This is a genomic window from Achromobacter semiaridum (assembly GCF_053543755.1).
In genome coordinates this window covers 10,561-27,595 of sequence record NZ_JBLVOL010000133.1, presented here as the reverse complement: position 1 = coordinate 27,595, position 17,035 = coordinate 10,561, and the positions used below count along the sequence as shown (strand labels likewise).

The following is a 17,035-nucleotide window of genomic DNA, read 5'->3' as shown; positions in this document are numbered from 1 at the left end:
GTCAGCATGCCGGCCTGCGTAATCACCATGAACGTGCCGCCCACCAGCAGCGCCGCCACGATCACGGCGGCGATGTGGTGCCACAGCGCGGCAGCCAGCATGCCGGCGGCCATCAGCGCCTGCGCGGCCTGCCAGACGCGCTTTTCATCGCGGGCCCGTGCCAGCCGGGGAACCAGCAGGCACGATACGGCAGCGGCCAGCCCGAACAGCGGCCATGCCCAGCCGAACACGGCGGGGTTGGCGATGACCTGCTTGGCCATGGCCGGTAGAAAGGTGGCGGGGATGATGTAGCCGATGCCGAAGACGCCGTAATGCAAGGCCAGCCGGGCGGTGACGCGGGGCACACGCGCCGGCGGGCCGGCGTGCGGCGTCAATGAGGTGCCAGGCGACGGCCGGTTCAGGCCCGGCCAGGCGATGGCGGACAAGGCCAGCGTCAGCCCGCCCAGCGCCAGCCAGGTGCCATCCGCCCGCACGCCCCAGGCCATCAGCGACAGGCAGGCCAAGCCGGTCAGCGCGATACCGGCGCCCACGCCCGCATAGGTCAGCGCCGACGCGGCCGGTTCCCGGGGGTCGCCCGGCGCCACCGTCCGGCCCGCCGCGACGCAGATGAACGCGCTGGCGCTGGCATAGCCGGCGGCCAGGCGCAGGGCGCACCACAGGGCCACGTCATGCGTCAGGGGCATGACCAGCGTCAACAGCGCCACCGCCAGCAGGCTGATGGCAAGCTGCGCGCGTACCTGACGTGCGTGGCGTACGGGCCACGCCACGGCCGCCAGCGCGCCCAGCAGATACCCGGCGTAGTTGGCCGATGCAATCCAACTGCCCTGTGCCAGAGACAAACCGCCTTCCTCGGCCATCAGGGGCCAGACGGGGGTGAAGGCAAAGCGGCCGATGCCCATGGCGGCAGCCAGGGCCAGGGCGGCAGGCCAGGCCAGGCTGAGCGCGCTGCGGGTATCGGCGGCGGATACGGAATCGGAAACGGAAGGGTAAGCAGGCGTTGACATGGGCCTACTCTACGGCTGTACTTATATCTTTAATAGTGAATTATTAAGAACATAGGTTCTTGAAATGAGAAACTTGGATCTCGATGCGTTGCAGATTTTCAAGGCCGTGGCCGACCAGGGTGGCGTCGCGCGCGCGGCCCTGCACCTGAACCGGGTGCAGTCCAATGTGTCCACGCGCCTGAAGCAGTTGGAGGCTTCATTGAACGCCCCGCTGTTTCGGCGCCAGAATCGCCGGCTGGTGCTGTCGGACCAGGGCCGCGTGCTGCTGTCCTATGCCGACCGGCTGCTGCGATTGTCGGACGAAGCGCAAGCCGCCGTGCGCGACGGCGCCCCGCAGGGCGTGCTGCGCATCGGCACCATGGAAAGCACAGCGGCCGCGCGCCTGCCGCCGATCCTGGCGTCCTATCACGCGGCGTGGCCGCAAGTGGGTATTGAACTGGTCACCGGCACGTCGGGCGCATTGGCCGCGCAGGTGCGCAATTACGAAATTGAAGCGGCGTTTGTTGCCCAGCCGTTTCCGGCAGAGGGTCTGTCTACCCTGGACGCCTTCCAGGAAACCCTGGCATTGATATCGCCCCTGGCATGGGGGCCCATCGGCAACGCGCGCGACCTTGGCGACCGCACCGTCATCGCGTTCGCGGCAGGGTGTTCGTACCGCCGCATCCTGGAATCGTGGCTGCACCACGAAGGCGTGGCGCCGGGCAGGGTGATGGAGTTTGCGTCGTATCACGCCATCGTGGCGTGTGTGGCGGCGGGCTCGGGCGTGGCCATCGTGCCGCGCTCGGTCTTGGCGGTGCTGGGGGCGGAGCATTCCGTCCACGTCAGCGCACTGACGGGCCCTTACGCTACCGCCGTGACGCAGCTGGTCTGGCGCGCGGACGACGATACGCCCGCGTTGCAGGCCTTGCGCCTGCAATTGCAGACGCCGGGCCGCACAACAACATCCGCTTAGAAGCGGTAGCCGACGCCCAGCGTCGCCACCCACGGGTCGATGCGAGCCGTGCCGATGTGTTGGCCGTCCAGCTTCACCTTCGACTTGATGTCGATGTAGCGGATGTCGGCGTTCATGAACCAGCGTTCGTTGATCTTGAAGTCCGCGCCCAGTTGCGCGGCCACGCCCCACGAATCGCCCATCTTCAGGTCGGAACCCTTCAGCGCGCCTTCGGCCTTGGTGTCGAAGAAGTGCGTGTAGTTGATGCCCACGCCGATGTACGGCTGGATCATGCTGTCGGGCAGGATGTGCCATTGCAGGCTTAAGGTCGGGGGCAGTTGCTTGCTGGAGCCGATCTTGCCCAAACCGCTGCCGCTGACGTCGTGCTGGAACGGCCATGCGCCCAGCAGTTCGATGCCGATGTTGCGCGTCACCATGTAGCCCAGCGTGAAGCTCGGGCGCACGTTGTTGTTCGCATCCAGCTTGACGCTGCCGTCCAGCACCGTGCCGTTGTTGGAAGAGGGCCGCACCTGCGTCACGCCCACTCGGAACAGCACGTCGCCCGCTTCGTGCGCATGCGCCGGCGTGGCAAGTGCGCCGGCGGCGGTCAGTGCGGCGATGGCGGTGGCGCGGATACGCCCGTTCAGCGAAAACATTTTTCTTCTCCGATCTTTCCGTAAGGTGAGACCACAGGTTCTCAGACCCGGCCCAAGGCCAGATTGATGTGTGTCAAACCGTTAAAAGATGCGGAACCCGCCGTGGTGGCGCGGCAACAGCGGGGCGCTGGCGATGCGATGTCGTTCGGCGTTTTCAATAGCATTCGCCGCCTTGGCGCAAAGGGCGCGAAGGCGGCGAATGGGTCGTGCGTGGGGCCCGCGAGTGTCTTGCGATGCCGGAAGATCAGCGCGGCAGTTCGGTGCTGCCCATCAGGAACTCGTCCACCGAGCGCGCGCACTGGCGGCCTTCGCGGATGGCCCAGACCACCAACGACTGGCCCCGGCGCATGTCGCCCGCGGCAAAGATCTTTTCGACGTTGGTGCGGTAGTCGTCGGTGTTGGCGCGCACATTGCCGCGCGCATCGCGATCCACGCCGAACGCATCCAGCACCGTTTGCACCGGCGATACGAAGCCCATGGCCAGCAGCACCAGATCCGCCTTGATCTCGAATTCCGAACCCTCGACTTCGCGCATCTTCATCTGGCCGGTGGCTTCGTCCTTGAACCACTCGACGCGCGCGCCGACCAGCTTTTCGACCTTGCCGTTGCTGCCCTTGAGCAGCTTGGTGGTCACGGACCAATCGCGCTCGCAGCCTTCTTCGTGCGAGGACGATGTGCGCATCTTCAGCGGCCAGTACGGCCACGTCATCGTCTTGTTCTCGGACTCGGGCGGCTGCGGCATCAACTCAAATTGCGTGACCGATGCAGCGCCATGGCGGTTGCTGGTACCCACGCAATCCGAACCGGTATCGCCGCCGCCGATCACGACCACGTGCTTGCCCTTGGCCAGCGTCTGGTTCGTCAGGCGGTCACCGGCGACTGCCTTGTTCTGCTGGCGCAGGAAGTCCATGGCGAAATACACGCCCGACAGCTCGCGGCCGGGAACCGGCAGGTCACGCGGCGTTTCCGAACCGCCCGTCATGACGATGGCGTCGAATTCCGCCTTCAGCGATTCCGGCGTGCGCACCGTCAGGCCATCGGCCACGGGGTCTTTCGGATTGCCGATGTAGGTGGACGGCGCGAACTCAACGCCTTCCGCTTCCATCTGCGAAATGCGGCGATCGATCTGGTGCTTTTCCAGCTTGAAGTCGGGGATGCCGTAACGCAGCAGGCCGCCGATGCGGTCGCTCTTTTCGAACAGCGTCACCGAGTGGCCGGCGCGCGCCAGTTGCTGCGCGCACGCCATGCCGGCGGGGCCGGAGCCCACCACGGCGACCTTCTTGCCCGTCTTGCGGGCCGGCACTTGCGGCGCCACCCAGCCTTCTTCCCAGCCCTTGTCGATGATCGCGTGTTCGATGGACTTGATGCCCACGGCGTCGCTGTTGATGTTCAAGGTACAGGCGGCCTCACACGGGGCCGGGCAGATGCGGCCCGTGAATTCCGGGAAGTTGTTGGTGGAGTGCAGCACGTCCAGCGCGCGGCGCCAGTCCTGCTTGTACACCAGGTCATTCCAGTCGGGGATGATGTTGTTGACCGGGCAGCCGTTGTTGCAGAACGGGATGCCGCAGTCCATGCAGCGCGCGGCTTGCTGCTTGGCCTGATCATCGGTCAGGTGCAGCACGAATTCGCGCCAGTTCTTTAGCCGCTTCTGCGGGGCCTCGGAGGCCTCTTGCAGACGCTGAAATTCCATAAAGCCAGTTATCTTTCCCATGGTATCCCTCACGCAGCCAGTTGTTGCTGGTTGGCTGCACGCCACATTTCACCCAATGCGCGACGGTAGTCCGTCGGCATGACCTTTACGAATTTGCCGCGCGAGGCTTCCCAGTCGCCCAGGATCTCGCGGGCGCGGTAGCTGCCGGTGTAGCGGAAGTGGTCTTCCACCAGGCGGCGCAGGATGGTTTCATCCGTCTCGCGTTCGCCACCGCGCTGCGCGCTGTGCCAGATGTCGATGTTGTTCAGCGCTTGCTGTTCCGAGTGCGGCGCCACGCCTTCCAGTTCGACCATCGACAGGTTGACGCGATGCTTGAGCGTGCGCTCGGGGTCCCACACGTAGGCCACGCCGCCCGACATGCCGGCCGCGAAGTTGCGGCCCGTGGCGCCCAGCACCACGACCGTGCCGCCCGTCATGTATTCGCACCCGTGGTCGCCCGTGCCTTCGACAACCGTCGCCGCGCCCGAGTTACGCACCGCGAAACGTTCGCCGGCCACGCCGTTGAAGAACGCCTCGCCCGCCAACGCGCCGTACAGCACGGTGTTGCCGGCAATGATGTGGTCGGGGCCGAAGCCGCGGAAGTCATTGGGCGAGCGCACGATGATGCGGCCGCCCGACAAGCCCTTGCCGACGTAGTCGTTGCCTTCGCCCACCAGGTCCATCGTGATGCCGTGCGCCAGGAACGCGCCGAAGCTCTGGCCGGCGGTGCCGTTGCACTGGATGTGGATGGTGTCGTCGGGCAGGCCGTCGTGGCCGTAGCGCGAGGCCACGGCGCCCGACAGCATGGCGCCGATCGTACGGTTGCGGTTGCGCACCGGCACGATGAACGACACCTTTTCGCCGCGTTCCAGCGCGGGGCGGCTGCGGTCGATCAACTGATGATCCAGCGCGCCGGCCAGGCCGTGGTCCTGCTCTTCGGTCTGACGCACGTCGGCGTCGGATTGCGTTTGGTGGAACACGCGGGCGAAGTCCAGCCCTTGCGCCTTCCAGTGCTCAACGCCCGAACGCATGTCCAGCAGATCGGCGCGGCCGATCAGGTCGTCGAACTTGCGGATGCCCAGCTGCGCCATGATTTCGCGCACTTCTTCGGCAATGAAGAAGAAGAAGTTGACGACGTGTTCCGGCTTGCCCTGGAATTTCTTGCGCAGGACCGGGTCTTGCGTGGCCACGCCCACCGGGCAGGTGTTCAGGTGGCACTTGCGCATCATGATGCAGCCTTCGACAACCAGCGGCGCGGTGGCGAAGCCAAATTCATCGGCGCCCAGCAGCGCGCCGATGACGACGTCGCGGCCGGTCTTCATCTGGCCGTCGGCCTGCACGCGGATGCGGCTGCGCAGGCGGTTCAGCACCAGCGTCTGCTGCGTTTCGGCCAGGCCCAGTTCCCAGGGCGTGCCCACGTGCTTGATGGACGACACCGGCGATGCGCCCGTGCCGCCGTCATGGCCGGCGATCACAACGTGATCGGCCTTGGCCTTGGCGACACCGGCGGCCACCGTGCCCACGCCCACTTCGGACACCAGCTTGACCGACACCGACGCCTTGGAATTCACGTTCTTCAGGTCGTGGATCAGCTGGGCCAGGTCTTCAATGGAATAGATGTCGTGGTGCGGCGGGGGCGAAATCAGGCCCACGCCCGGCACGGAATAACGCAGCTTGGCGATGTATTCCGACACCTTGTGGCCGGGCAGCTGGCCGCCTTCGCCGGGCTTGGCGCCCTGCGCCATCTTGATCTGGATCTGGTCGGCGGACGACAGGTATTCGGCGGTCACGCCGAAACGGCCCGAGGCCACCTGCTTGATCTTCGAACGCAGCGAATCGCCCTTCTTCAACACGACATCGGCTTCGATGCGGTCCGAGCCCAGCAGCGAGGCCAGCGTGTCGCCGTCCTTGATGGTGCTCTTGCCTTCGCGCATTTCGGCGCGGTAGCGCAGTTCGTCTTCGCCGCCTTCGCCGGTGTTGGACTTGCCGCCGATGCGGTTCATGGCCACGGCCAGCACCGAGTGCGCTTCGGTCGAGATCGAGCCCAGCGACATGGCGCCGGTGGCAAAGCGCTTGACGATGTCCTTGGCGGGTTCGACGTCATCCAGCGGGATGGCGCGCGACGGGTCGAAGCGGAATTCGAACAGGCCGCGCAGGGTCATGTGGCGACGGCTCTGGTCGTTGATGATCTGCGCGTATTCCTTATAGGTGCGGTAGTTGTTGGCGCGCGAGGCGTGCTGCAACTTGGCGATGGAATCCGGCGTCCACATGTGCTCTTCGCCGCGCACGCGATAGGCGTATTCGCCGCCGGCTTCCAGGTCGTTGGCCAGCACCGGGTCGGTGCTGAACGCCGCGCGGTGCTGACGCAGCGCTTCTTCGGCCACCTGGAAGATGCCGATGCCTTCAATGTTGGACGAGGTGCCGGTGAAGTACTTGTTCACCAGGTTGCTTTGCAGGCCCACGGCTTCGAAGATCTGCGCGCCGGTGTAAGACATGTAGGTCGAGATGCCCATCTTGGACATGACCTTGTTCAAGCCCTTGCCGATGGCCTTGATGAAGTTCTTCACGGCCTTTTCGGGGTCATTCATCTTGCCCAGCGATTCCAGCGCCAGGTAGGGGTGAATGGCCTCGGCACCGTACCCGCCCAGCAGCGCGAAGTGGTGCACTTCACGCGCGGACCCGGTTTCCACGACCAGGCCGGTATTGGTGCGCAGGCCGGCGCGGATCAGGTGCTGGTGCACGGCCGACGTTGCCAACAGGGCGGGGATGGCCACGCGTTCGCTGTCGACCAGGCGGTCCGACACGATCAGGATGTTGTAGCCGCTTTGCACGGCATCGACGGCGCGCGCGCACAGCGCGGCCACGCGGGCTTCAATGCCCTCGGGGCCCCAGGCGGCGGGGTACGTGATGTCCAGTTCGAAGCTGCGGAATTTCTTGCCCGTGACCTGCTCGATGTCGCGGATCTGCGCCATGGCGGCAAAGTCCAGCACCGGCTGGGACACTTCCAGGCGCAGCGGTGGGTTGACGTTGTTGATGTCCAGCAGGTTGGGCTTGGGGCCGATGAACGACACCAGCGACATCACCAGCTGTTCGCGGATGGGGTCGATGGGCGGGTTCGTGACCTGCGCGAACAACTGGCGGAAATAGTTGTAGAACGGCTTGGCGCGGTCGGACAGCACGGCCAGCGGGGCGTCATTGCCCATCGAGCCGATGACTTCCTCGCCGGTGGACGCCATGGGTTCCAGGATGAACTTGTAGTCTTCCTGGGTCCAGCCGAATGCCTGCTGGCGGTCCAGCAACGACACGGCCGACTGCGTGGCGACGGCGGCCTGGCGCGGGGCCGGCAGCGATTCCAGCTTGATCTGCAGGCGCTCGATCCATTGGCGGTACGGGCGGCTGTTGGCCAGTTGCAGCTTGATTTCGGCGTCGTCGATGATGCGGCCCTGTTCCAGGTCGATCAAGAACATCTTGCCCGGCTGCAAACGCCACTTCTTGACGATGCGGTTCTCGGGAATCGACAGCGTGCCGGCTTCGGACGCCAGGATGACCATGTCGTCATCGGTGACCAGATAGCGGGCGGGGCGCAGGCCGTTGCGGTCCAGCGTGGCGCCGATCTGGCGGCCGTCGGTGAACGCGACGGCGGCGGGGCCGTCCCACGGCTCCATCATGGCGGCGTGGTATTCGTAGAACGCGCGACGGGACTCGTCCATCTGCGTGTGCTGTTCCCAGGCTTCCGGGATCATCATCATCATGGCGTGCGCCAGGGAATAGCCGGAATTGACCAGCAGTTCCAGGCAGTTGTCGAACGTGGCGGTGTCCGACTGGCCTTCATAGACGATGGGGTACAGCTTTTTCAGGTCGTCGCCCAGCACGGCCGACTGCATCATGCCTTCGCGGGCGCGCAGCCAGTTGAAGTTGCCCTTGACCGTGTTGATTTCACCGTTGTGCGCAATCATGCGGTACGGGTGGGCCAGCGGCCAGGCGGGGAACGTGTTGGTCGAGAAGCGCTGGTGCACCAGCGCCAGGGCGGACACCGTGCGAGTATCGGCCAGGTCGCGGTAGTAGCGGCCCACCTGGTCGGCCAGCAGCAGGCCCTTGTAGACCACCGTGCGCACCGATGCGGACGGCACGAAGTATTCCTTGCCGTGGGCCAGATGCATGTTCTGGATGGCGTGGCTGGCCGTCTTGCGGATCACGTACAGCTTGCGTTCCAGCGCGTCGGGCACCATCACGTCGGCGCCGCGGCCGATGAACAGCTGGCGGATGACCGGTTCGCAATCGCGCACCGTGGGTGACATGGGCATGTCGACGTCCACCGGCACATTGCGCCAGCCCAGCACCACCTGGCCTTCGGCGCGAACCGAGCGTTCCAGCTCTTGTTCGCAAGCCAGGCGCGAGGCGGTTTCCTTGGGCAGGAACACCATGGCCACGCCGTATTCGCCCGGGGGCGGCAGGATGATGCCTTGCTGGCTGAGCTCGTCGCGATAAAGCGTGTCGGGAATCTGGATCAGAATGCCCGCGCCGTCGCCCATCAGCTTGTCGGCACCGACAGCGCCGCGGTGGTCCAGGTTTTCAAGGATCTTCAGACCCTGCTGGATGATCGCGTGGCTTTTCTTGCCCTTGATGTGTGCAACGAATCCGACGCCACAGGCGTCATGTTCGTTCTTGGGGTGGTACAGGCCCTGAGCTGCCGGGAAACCAATGCGCGAAGCATCGATCGGGGTGGCCTTGGGCGTGGAACAGGATTCGGGGGGGGTAATTTGGGGCATGGCGCGCTCCGCAGTGGGCCTGCGTCGTAATGTTGCAGTGCAGGAGTCGGACAATACCCCCGGCGACAGTAGGGCGCAACAGAAACATACAGGGTGCGACCCTATTTATATCGATGCGCCGTCATAGGGCACAAATATAGGGACGCTTCAACGCCCGCGCCGTTATTGGCCTGGCAGGGGGCGGTATAGAGGAGGCGGTTCGAGCATGCACCTGAATTGGGCAAAATCTCGTTATGTGTCCCCGTTTATCGGCTGCGATGGCCAGGGGAAATCGGGCTGAGGCGTTCTGTGGAAATCGCACTTTCGCGTGTCGCAAAAAGTGCACAAGGGCAGCCTGCGGCGCACGGGCGGCCCACAAGAAAAAACCCGCCGGGTAGCGGCGGGTTCGTTTATCAGGAAGAGCTTTGCCCGGAACCGGGTGGCGGCGGCGGGGACGGCGTGTCCGACTCTGTCGTTGTTGCGGGCTTCTTGCGCGGCCGACCGCGCTGGCCGGGGGCCACGCGTCTGCTGGCCGTATGCGCCAGGCTGGCAATGAAGCTGGGGCCGCCCAATGCCCATTGGCCAGAGACGGCCTGATCGATGCGCTGCGATTCTTCGCGCGACAGGCCGTCTTGCAAGCGCTTGCGGTAATTGGCCTGACGGTCGAAGGGCGTGTTGCCGCAAGCCCAGTAGTCAGCGTGATCGGACTGCCACTGCGCCGGCGCGGCATGGGTATTGCCCGTATGGCTGGACGCGGACGACCAGGGCCAGGAATCCGGATCTTGCGATGCGCCGCTGCGCACGGGATACGTCTCCAGCCAGACCAGCGCGGGCAGCACCCACGCGCCCGGTTCCAGCAGCGCGGATCGGTAACGCCCCGCGAAGACCCGGCCGCCGCGCAGCCGCGCCGCCAGGTTGCGGCCCAGCGTCTGCATCAAGCGCGGCAGGCCTTCTTCGTCAGCGGGAGTGGCCAGCAGCAGGATGCGGTCATTGGCCAGCAACCAGCCATGAACCGACACCCGATGGCGTTGAGCAGATTCGCCCAGCCAGGTGGCCAGTTGGTTCAGGATATCGGCCGGGGCGGGCTGAGACGGCGCCGCCAACGGCGAAATGAAATTGGCCTGCACCAGTTGGGGCAGCCCAGGGGCGTACAGACGGGGCAGACGGGCCATAGTGTCAGGGCTTGCGTATCTGGAAGAACGGGTTGTCTTCGCTCACGGTATATAAATAGTGCCACGGTGGGCGCTGGTCAAGTCCCGTGATCACAATATGGGCACGGATTCGGGTTTTTTTGTCGTCCGGCCTGTATGCACAGCAGGTTAACATTCGGCGACGGAACGTCGTACCGTGGATATACCCTAACCCGTCGACGAATTTTTCATCCCCCGACCGGAGAACGTCCATGCCCGTGGCCCTGGAGCTTATTTCCCAGCATCGCTGTTTTGGCGGTACGCAGCGGTACTACCGCCACGAGTCCACGCAGATCGGCCTGCCGATGCGATTTTCGGTCTTCGTTCCGCCGCAAGCGGATGCCGGCCCCGTGCCAGTACTGTTCTATCTGGCGGGTCTGACCTGCACGGAAGAAACGTTCATGATCAAAGCCGGGGCTCAGCGGCTGGCCGCGGAACTTGGCGTCATGCTGGTTGCGCCCGACACCAGCCCGCGCGGCGCCAACGTGCCCGGCGAAGAAGAAAGCTGGGACTTGGGCACCGGCGCGGGCTTCTATGTCGACGCCGTGACGCCGGCCTGGCGCGATCACTACCGCATGTACACCTACGTGACCGACGAACTGCACGCCATCGTCACGGGCGACACGCTGCCCGGCGATGCATCGCGCACCGGTATCTTTGGCCACTCCATGGGCGGCCATGGCGCGCTGGTGCTGGCGCTGCGCAACCCCGGCAAGTTTCGCTCGGTGTCAGCCTTCGCGCCGATCGCTGCGCCCAGCCTGTGCCCCTGGGGCAAGAAGGCATTCGCCGCCTACCTGGGCGGCAACGAAACGGATTGGGCCGCCTATGATGCCTCGGTCCTGATGCGCGGCTTGAAGCAGCCTTTTCCCGCCGGCATCCTGATCGACCAGGGCGAATCAGACCAATTCCTGGTCGACCAGTTGTATCCCGAGGTATTTGAAGCCGCCTGCGCAGCGGCCGACCAGCCCCTGACGCTGCGTCGCCAACCGGGCTACGACCACGGCTATTACTTCATCTCGACGTTCATCGAGGATCACATCCGGTTTCACGTCGAACGCCTTGGAAAACCGGCGGCTTAAAGCCACGCTTTTATACTGAAAGGCCCGCTGCGGTGGGCTCGCGGCGTTCTGGGCGCGTCGGGCTGTAACCTGCGGCGCCCCATAGGAACCCGTCATTTGATCAACGGCCTCGCCCCTTTTGTCTGGATTTTGCTAGGCGCCGTCGTCGTCCTGCTACCCGGCCTTGTCATGCTGCTTGGACGGGGCGGACCCCGCGACGAGCGCGGCCGCAAGGTCTTCCAGTTCCGGCCGGTGCGCCGGCTGTTCGGCCTGATGCTGGTGCTGCTGGGGTGTGTGTCCGGGCTGCTGGCCCTGTCGCTGGTGCAGTTTTTCAGGCTGACCGCGGACGAATCCGTGGCCCGCGTTGAAGTCCGGCAGCAGGCCGAGGGGCAGTTTCAGGTCACCACCGACGCGCCCGGCGTGGGCCCCAAGCAGTACGTTCTATATGGCGATCAGTGGCAGATCGATGCCCGCGTCGTACGCTGGCGTCTGCCGGCGTTGATGGCAGGCGTACCGCCGCTGTATCGCCTGGAGCGCTTGTCGGGAAGATATAGCGACGTCGCCCGCGAGGCCTCGGCCACGCGCTCCGTCCACGCCTTGGACGACTGGCCCGCGCCTGATTTGGGGTCGCTGAAAAAGAGTTTTCCGAACTGGTTCCCCTTTGTGGATGTCCAATTCGGAAGCGGCGCATACATGCCCCTGTTCGACGGCGCGAAGTACCAGGTGTTCATGGACCCGCGCGGCGCCTTGTTCATCCGCCCGGACGGCGAGGCCACGGCCGAGGGCTTGAAACGCCTGGGCTGGTAGTACCCGCCCCGCCGCCCTGGCTGCGGAAACAAACAGGGACGGGTTTCAAAGTGGAAACTTTGATGCGTCGCAATAGTCGAATTAGCACTCCCTTTACTAGAGTGCTAACATCGAATCCATGTCGTTACCCCTTCGCTTTCCGGAGACCCCCGCTATGAAACAACCCAGTACCTCGTTGGCCGCTTCCGGCAACGCTCTGGCGTTGGCCATTGCCAATCCGGGCGCACTTGGCACGATCGACGCGTATATTTCTTCGGTCAACCGCCTGCCGGTACTGTCGGCCGAGCGTGAAACCGAGCTGGGCCGTCGCCTGCGCGACCAGGAAGACCTGGGCGCTGCGCGTGAATTGATTCTGTCGCACCTGCGCCTGGTGGTGTCGGTGGCGCGCCAATACCTGGGCTACGGCCTGCCGCATGCCGACCTGATCCAGGAAGGCAACGTTGGCCTGATGAAAGCCGTGAAGCGTTTCGACCCCGAGCGCGGCGTGCGCCTGGTGTCGTTTGCCGTGCACTGGATCAAGGCCGAAATCCACGAATACATCATCCGCAACTGGCGCCTGGTGAAGGTCGCCACCACCAAGGCGCAGCGCAAGCTGTTCTTCAACCTGCGCAGCATGCGTCCCGATGGCCAGACGCTGGACCCCGATCAGGTTGACCACATCGCGCGCGAACTGAACGTGCGTCGCGAAGACGTCAGCGAAATGGAAGTGCGTCTGTCGGGCCGCGAAATGTCACTGGAAAACCAGGACGACGATGACGACAGCTATGCGCCCATCGCCTACCTGTCCGACGACGGTCGCCAGGAACCCACGCGCGTGCTGGAACGCGCCGCGCGCGACGAGCTTCAAAGCACCGGTTTGAACGGCGCGCTCGAGGCGCTGGACGCCCGCTCGCGCCGCATCGTCGAAGCCCGCTGGCTGCAAGATGACGGTGGCGCCACGCTGCACGAACTGGCACAAGAGTTCGGCGTATCGGCCGAACGCATTCGCCAGATCGAAGCCGCCGCGCTGAAGAAAATGCGCGGCAACCTGGCTGCCTGATCCGCCGGTGCTGCATACAAAGGGCCGCTTATGCGGCCCTTTTCTTTTGCGCGGCGCCTGGCATTCACGGCGCCGCCACTGCGACGGTGCGCGGCCTGCAAACTAACTTGATACAAATTACCCGCTGAATTTCGCGGTCTTCCAGAAACTTAATAAAGCGTGCGCCGACTAACTTCATGTAGACCGCGAACTTTGGTTAGCAGTCTTGCCATCCGTCTCGGCTTCTCCTCTTTCCCCTCCCCTATGAGACGGATGCTTGCGGGGCACCACATATATTCGTATATCTGGTGCCCCGATTTTTATGCGGCCTGCGCGTTATCCGCCGCAAGGGCCGTATGCCACAGCGCGTCCTGCACGCGACGCACGCCGGTGGCCATCGACCCGTCCTGATAAAGCTTGATCCAGCGATAACCCGGCGCCAGGTTGTCCACCACATGCTTGCCGTCGCGGATGCTGAACTGAAAGCAGGTCGACGGCGTGGCCAGCATGCGCAGGTTGTGACGACGACGGTCGAATTCGTGATGCACGTGGCCCCACAGCAGCACGCGCGCCTGTGGCCATCGGGTCAGGCGCTTGAATAGCGCCTGCGGGTTGTCGATCATCATCGAGTCATGCCAGTGGCTGTCCATCTGCATCGGGTTGTGATGCATGGCGATCAAGGTGTGGCGTCCGGGCGCCTCGGCAAGCGCGGCTTCCAGCATGTCCAGCTGGCTGTCGGGAAGATGGCCGGCATTGGAGCCGGGCACGGTGGTGTCCAGTGTGACGACGCGCCAGGCGCCCACGTCCGTAACCGGTGTGGACCATTGGGGCAGTTCCTGCCGCATCACGGCGGGCTGGTCGTGATTGCCCGGCAGGCAGCGGATCTGCGCGCCGGACAGCACGCTTGCGTGGCTCAGAATCGCCGCAAACCGCCGATAAGCCGCGGCCTCGCCGTCCTGGGACAAGTCGCCCGTGGCCAGCAATAGATCAGGGCGTTTGCCGTCGGCTTCAATCTGGCGCAGCACGGCGCGCAGGCTCGCGTCGGTATTGACGCCCAGCATCGACGTGTCGGGCTCGCCGAACAGATGGCTGTCGGTCAACTGGACAAGCATGGCGGGCGCGTCGTGACGCCGGGCCAAAGAATGGACGCGTGGCAAGTGCCGCTCCTGTGGGGGTTTTGCACGTTTGAACATTACCCAAAAAACATGGCGCGACGCGTTTCTGCCTACGCAAGCCGGGTAACGAAACGTGCATTCTCTACGATTCCCTACAGGTTCCTGCCCGGTGTCTGCCGAAAATGCCGCTATTCTTGTGAAACTTTTCACTGTTTGCGACTCGGCGCCATCCATGGATGTAGGTTTTCTTGTGTTCGGCCTGGCCGGACTGCTCACTCTGGTTTGCTTCATGCCGCCGTTGGCGGGCCGCCTCAAGCTGCCCTACTCGGTGCTGTTGGCTATCGTCGGTTGCTTGTTGGGTATTGTGATCCACGTGCACGGCTGGGCGCCCAGCTGGATCGCCGACTTCCTGGATTCGCTGGAACGCTTCGAGATTTCGTCCGAAACCTTCCTGATGGTGTTCCTGCCGGTACTGTTGTTCGAAACCGCGCTGTCCATGAACGTGCGCCGGTTGATGGACGACATCGGACCCATTCTGATGATGGCCATCGTGGCCGTCGTGGTGTGTACCGTGGTGGTGGGCGTGACGCTGGACGCGATCTCGCCCTACGGCCTGGTGGTATGCCTGCTGCTGGGCGCCATTGTGGCCACCACCGACCCGGTTGCCGTGGTTGGCATTTTCCGAGAGGTGGGCGCGCCCAAGCGCCTGACCACACTGGTCGAAGGCGAAAGCCTGTTCAACGATGCCGCGTCCATCGCCCTGTATTCCGTGCTGCTGGCGGTTCTGAGCGGTCACGGCGAGCTCACCGTCAGCGGCATCTTCAACGACTTCATCGTGCACTTCATCGGGGGCGGCGTGGCCGGCTTTGCGATGGGGCGGCTGGCCTGCTTCCTGTTTGCCTGGTTGCGGGGCTTCCCCACGGCCGAAATCACGCTGACGTTGACGCTGGCCTACTTGTCCTTCTTCATTTCGGAACACTATCTGAACGTCTCGGGCGTGGTCGCGACCGTGATCGCGGGGCTGGTCGTGGGGTCCACCGGCCGCACACGCATGTCGCCCACCACCTTCGAATACCTGTCCAGCGCGTGGGAACAGTTCGGCTTCTGGGCCAATTCCCTGATTTTCCTGTTCGCGGCCATGCTCATCCCCAAGCTGATGGCGGCCGCCGATTGGCAGGAACTGGTGCTGGTGGCCGTGGTGTTCGTCGCCACCCTGGTGGCGCGCGCCATTGTCGTATTCGGCCTGTTGCCGCTGCTGGGGCTGACCCGGCTGGGCACCAAGGTCAGCAACCCCTACAAAGTAGTGATGTTGTGGGGCGGGCTGCGCGGCGCCGTGTCGCTGGCGCTGGCGCTGGCCGTAACCGAGCAGACCGGCGTGCCCGAAGAGGCGCGCCAGTTCATCGCGGTGGCCACCACCAGTTATGTGCTGCTGACGCTGTTCATCAACGGCATCAGCCTGCGGCCGCTGATCCGCATGCTGGGCCTTAACCAGCTGTCGCCGGTGGAACGCACCATCCGCAACCAGGCGCTGGCCGTGGCCCTGGAGGACCTGCAAGGCAAGACGGAGGAAGTCGCCAAGACCGAGCACATCGGCACGGAAGTGCGCGACCGCATCCGCGCCGTGTTCGACGCCAGCCTGACCAGCGTGCACGACGGCCAGGTCAGCCAGATGAGCGACGAGCAGCGCGTGTCCGTGGGCCTGGCCATCGTGGCGCAGCGTGAAGAGGAAATGTTCTTCGACATCCTGAAAGCGCAGATCGTGGATTGGCGCATGGCCGAAACCTTGCTGGCACGGGCCGAGCGTCTGGAAGACGCCATCCGGCTGGGCGGTGTGCCCGGCTTCGAGCGCGCCATCGTGCAGGACGTGCGCTATTCCACCGGCTTCCGGCTGGCGTTGCGGATGCACTATCTGTTTGGCTTCCAGGGCTGGTTGGCGCGCGAACTGGGGCAACGGTTCGCCAACTTGATGAGCAAGCGTTCGGTGGCGCAGCGGCTGATCGTTTTTGCGCGCGAACAGATCACGCCCCTGTTGGGCGAAGAGGCCACGCAGCGCATCGTGGCGCTGCACCAGCGCAGGCTGGACCTGGTCGAAAGCGCCATGCAGGCGCTGAACCTGCAATACCCGTCGTATGCGCAATGGTTGCAGGAAAGCTATCTGGGCCGCGTCGCGCGGGAACTTGAACGCATCCGCTATCGCGACATGCTTGAGCAGTTTCTGATCAGCGGCGAGGTCTACGCAGACTTGATGGCGCAGTTGAAAAGCCGTTGGGCGCACATCGACACGCACCCGCCGCTGGATATTGAAATGAGCGCGGCCGAACTCATCAAGCGCGTGCCGCTGTTCGAGGGCCTGTCGCCCGATTCGCTGCGCGCCATCAGCAAGCTGCTCAAGCCGCGCCTGGCGCTGCCCGACCAACGGGTGCTGACCAAGGGCCGGCATGGCGAGGAAATGTGCTTTGTGGCGTCGGGCGCCGTGGCGGTGCACCTGCCCGACAACACCATGATCGAACTGGGCAGCGGCGAGTTCTTTGGCGAACTGGGGCTGCTGGGCGAACAGCAGATCACGCCCGAAGTTACGTCGCTGGGCTACAGCAAGCTGCTGATGCTGACATCGCGCGACTTCCACGCCCTGCTGGCGCGCGATGAGCATCTGCGCGAGCGGATCCAGGTGGTCGCCAAGCAGCGGCTGCGCGCCATCGAAGTGTGGAAGCAGTTCTCGCAGGCGTCTCAGGCAGCGGCCACGCCATCGCCCGCGCCCGCTTCGGCGCCCAGCCCGGCGCAGGCGGCTGAAGCGGCCGAGGCGGCCCGCGCCGCCCGC

General features: G+C 64.6%; 11 protein-coding genes. 5 read left to right on the top strand and 6 right to left on the bottom strand.

Going from position 1 to position 17,035, the window contains the following annotated elements:
* Positions 1 to 1,004: YbfB/YjiJ family MFS transporter (locus tag ACNPP0_RS26935; protein WP_448707524.1), on the bottom strand; the 1,004-nt coding region annotated here is incomplete at its 3' end.
* Positions 1,005 to 1,068: 64 nt separating this feature from the next.
* Here ACNPP0_RS26935 and ACNPP0_RS26930 point away from each other — a divergent pair.
* A complete protein-coding gene (locus ACNPP0_RS26930; RefSeq protein ID WP_332609043.1) occupies positions 1,069 to 1,956 on the top strand; it encodes a LysR family transcriptional regulator in 888 nt (295 codons plus the stop codon).
* Here ACNPP0_RS26930 and ACNPP0_RS26925 read toward each other — a convergent pair.
* The 4 genes from ACNPP0_RS26925 to ACNPP0_RS26910 all read right to left on the bottom strand — a co-directional run bounded on the left by ACNPP0_RS26925 (position 1,953) and on the right by ACNPP0_RS26910 (position 10,201).
* Positions 1,953 to 2,591, bottom strand: a complete 639-nt coding sequence (locus ACNPP0_RS26925) for an OmpW/AlkL family protein (protein ID WP_448707523.1) — start codon at positions 2,589 to 2,591, stop codon at positions 1,953 to 1,955. The two genes, ACNPP0_RS26930 and ACNPP0_RS26925, sit on opposite strands and share 4 nt — an antisense overlap.
* Before the next feature lie 244 nt (positions 2,592 to 2,835).
* Entirely contained in the window at positions 2,836 to 4,302 is a 1,467-nt protein-coding gene (gene gltD, locus ACNPP0_RS26920; protein WP_332609040.1) for a glutamate synthase subunit beta, read from the bottom strand.
* A gap of 8 nt (positions 4,303 to 4,310) precedes the next feature.
* A complete protein-coding gene (locus ACNPP0_RS26915; RefSeq protein WP_448707522.1) occupies positions 4,311 to 9,050 on the bottom strand; it encodes a glutamate synthase-related protein in 4,740 nt (1,579 codons plus the stop codon).
* A gap of 392 nt (positions 9,051 to 9,442) precedes the next feature.
* Positions 9,443 to 10,201 carry a hypothetical protein gene (locus ACNPP0_RS26910; protein WP_332609036.1) on the bottom strand — a complete coding sequence of 253 codons (759 nt, stop codon included), beginning with the start codon at positions 10,199 to 10,201 and terminating at the stop codon, positions 9,443 to 9,445.
* 230 nt (positions 10,202 to 10,431) lie between these two features.
* Here ACNPP0_RS26910 and fghA point away from each other — a divergent pair, with 230 nt between their 5' ends.
* The 3 genes from fghA (at position 10,432) to rpoH (ending at position 13,123) form a co-directional block, all read left to right on the top strand.
* Positions 10,432 to 11,298, top strand: coding sequence for an S-formylglutathione hydrolase (gene fghA / locus ACNPP0_RS26905; RefSeq protein WP_448707520.1), 867 nt, complete (start codon positions 10,432 to 10,434; stop codon positions 11,296 to 11,298).
* A gap of 96 nt (positions 11,299 to 11,394) precedes the next feature.
* Positions 11,395 to 12,084 (top strand): hypothetical protein, encoded by a 690-nt coding sequence (locus ACNPP0_RS26900; protein WP_448707519.1) that lies wholly within the window; start codon positions 11,395 to 11,397, stop codon positions 12,082 to 12,084.
* Between the two features lie 118 nt (positions 12,085 to 12,202).
* Positions 12,203 to 13,123, top strand: coding sequence for an RNA polymerase sigma factor RpoH (gene rpoH / locus ACNPP0_RS26895; protein ID WP_442880265.1), 921 nt, complete (start codon positions 12,203 to 12,205; stop codon positions 13,121 to 13,123).
* Between the two features lie 299 nt (positions 13,124 to 13,422).
* Here the strand turns inward: rpoH and ACNPP0_RS26890 are convergent, their stop codons facing one another.
* On the bottom strand, positions 13,423 to 14,214 hold the full coding sequence (locus ACNPP0_RS26890) for a phosphodiesterase (RefSeq protein WP_448707518.1): 792 nt from the start codon (positions 14,212 to 14,214) through the stop codon (positions 13,423 to 13,425).
* A gap of 235 nt (positions 14,215 to 14,449) precedes the next feature.
* Here ACNPP0_RS26890 and ACNPP0_RS26885 point away from each other — a divergent pair.
* A partial coding sequence (locus ACNPP0_RS26885; protein WP_448707517.1) for a cation:proton antiporter occupies positions 14,450 to 17,035 on the top strand: 2,586 nt, incomplete at its 3' end.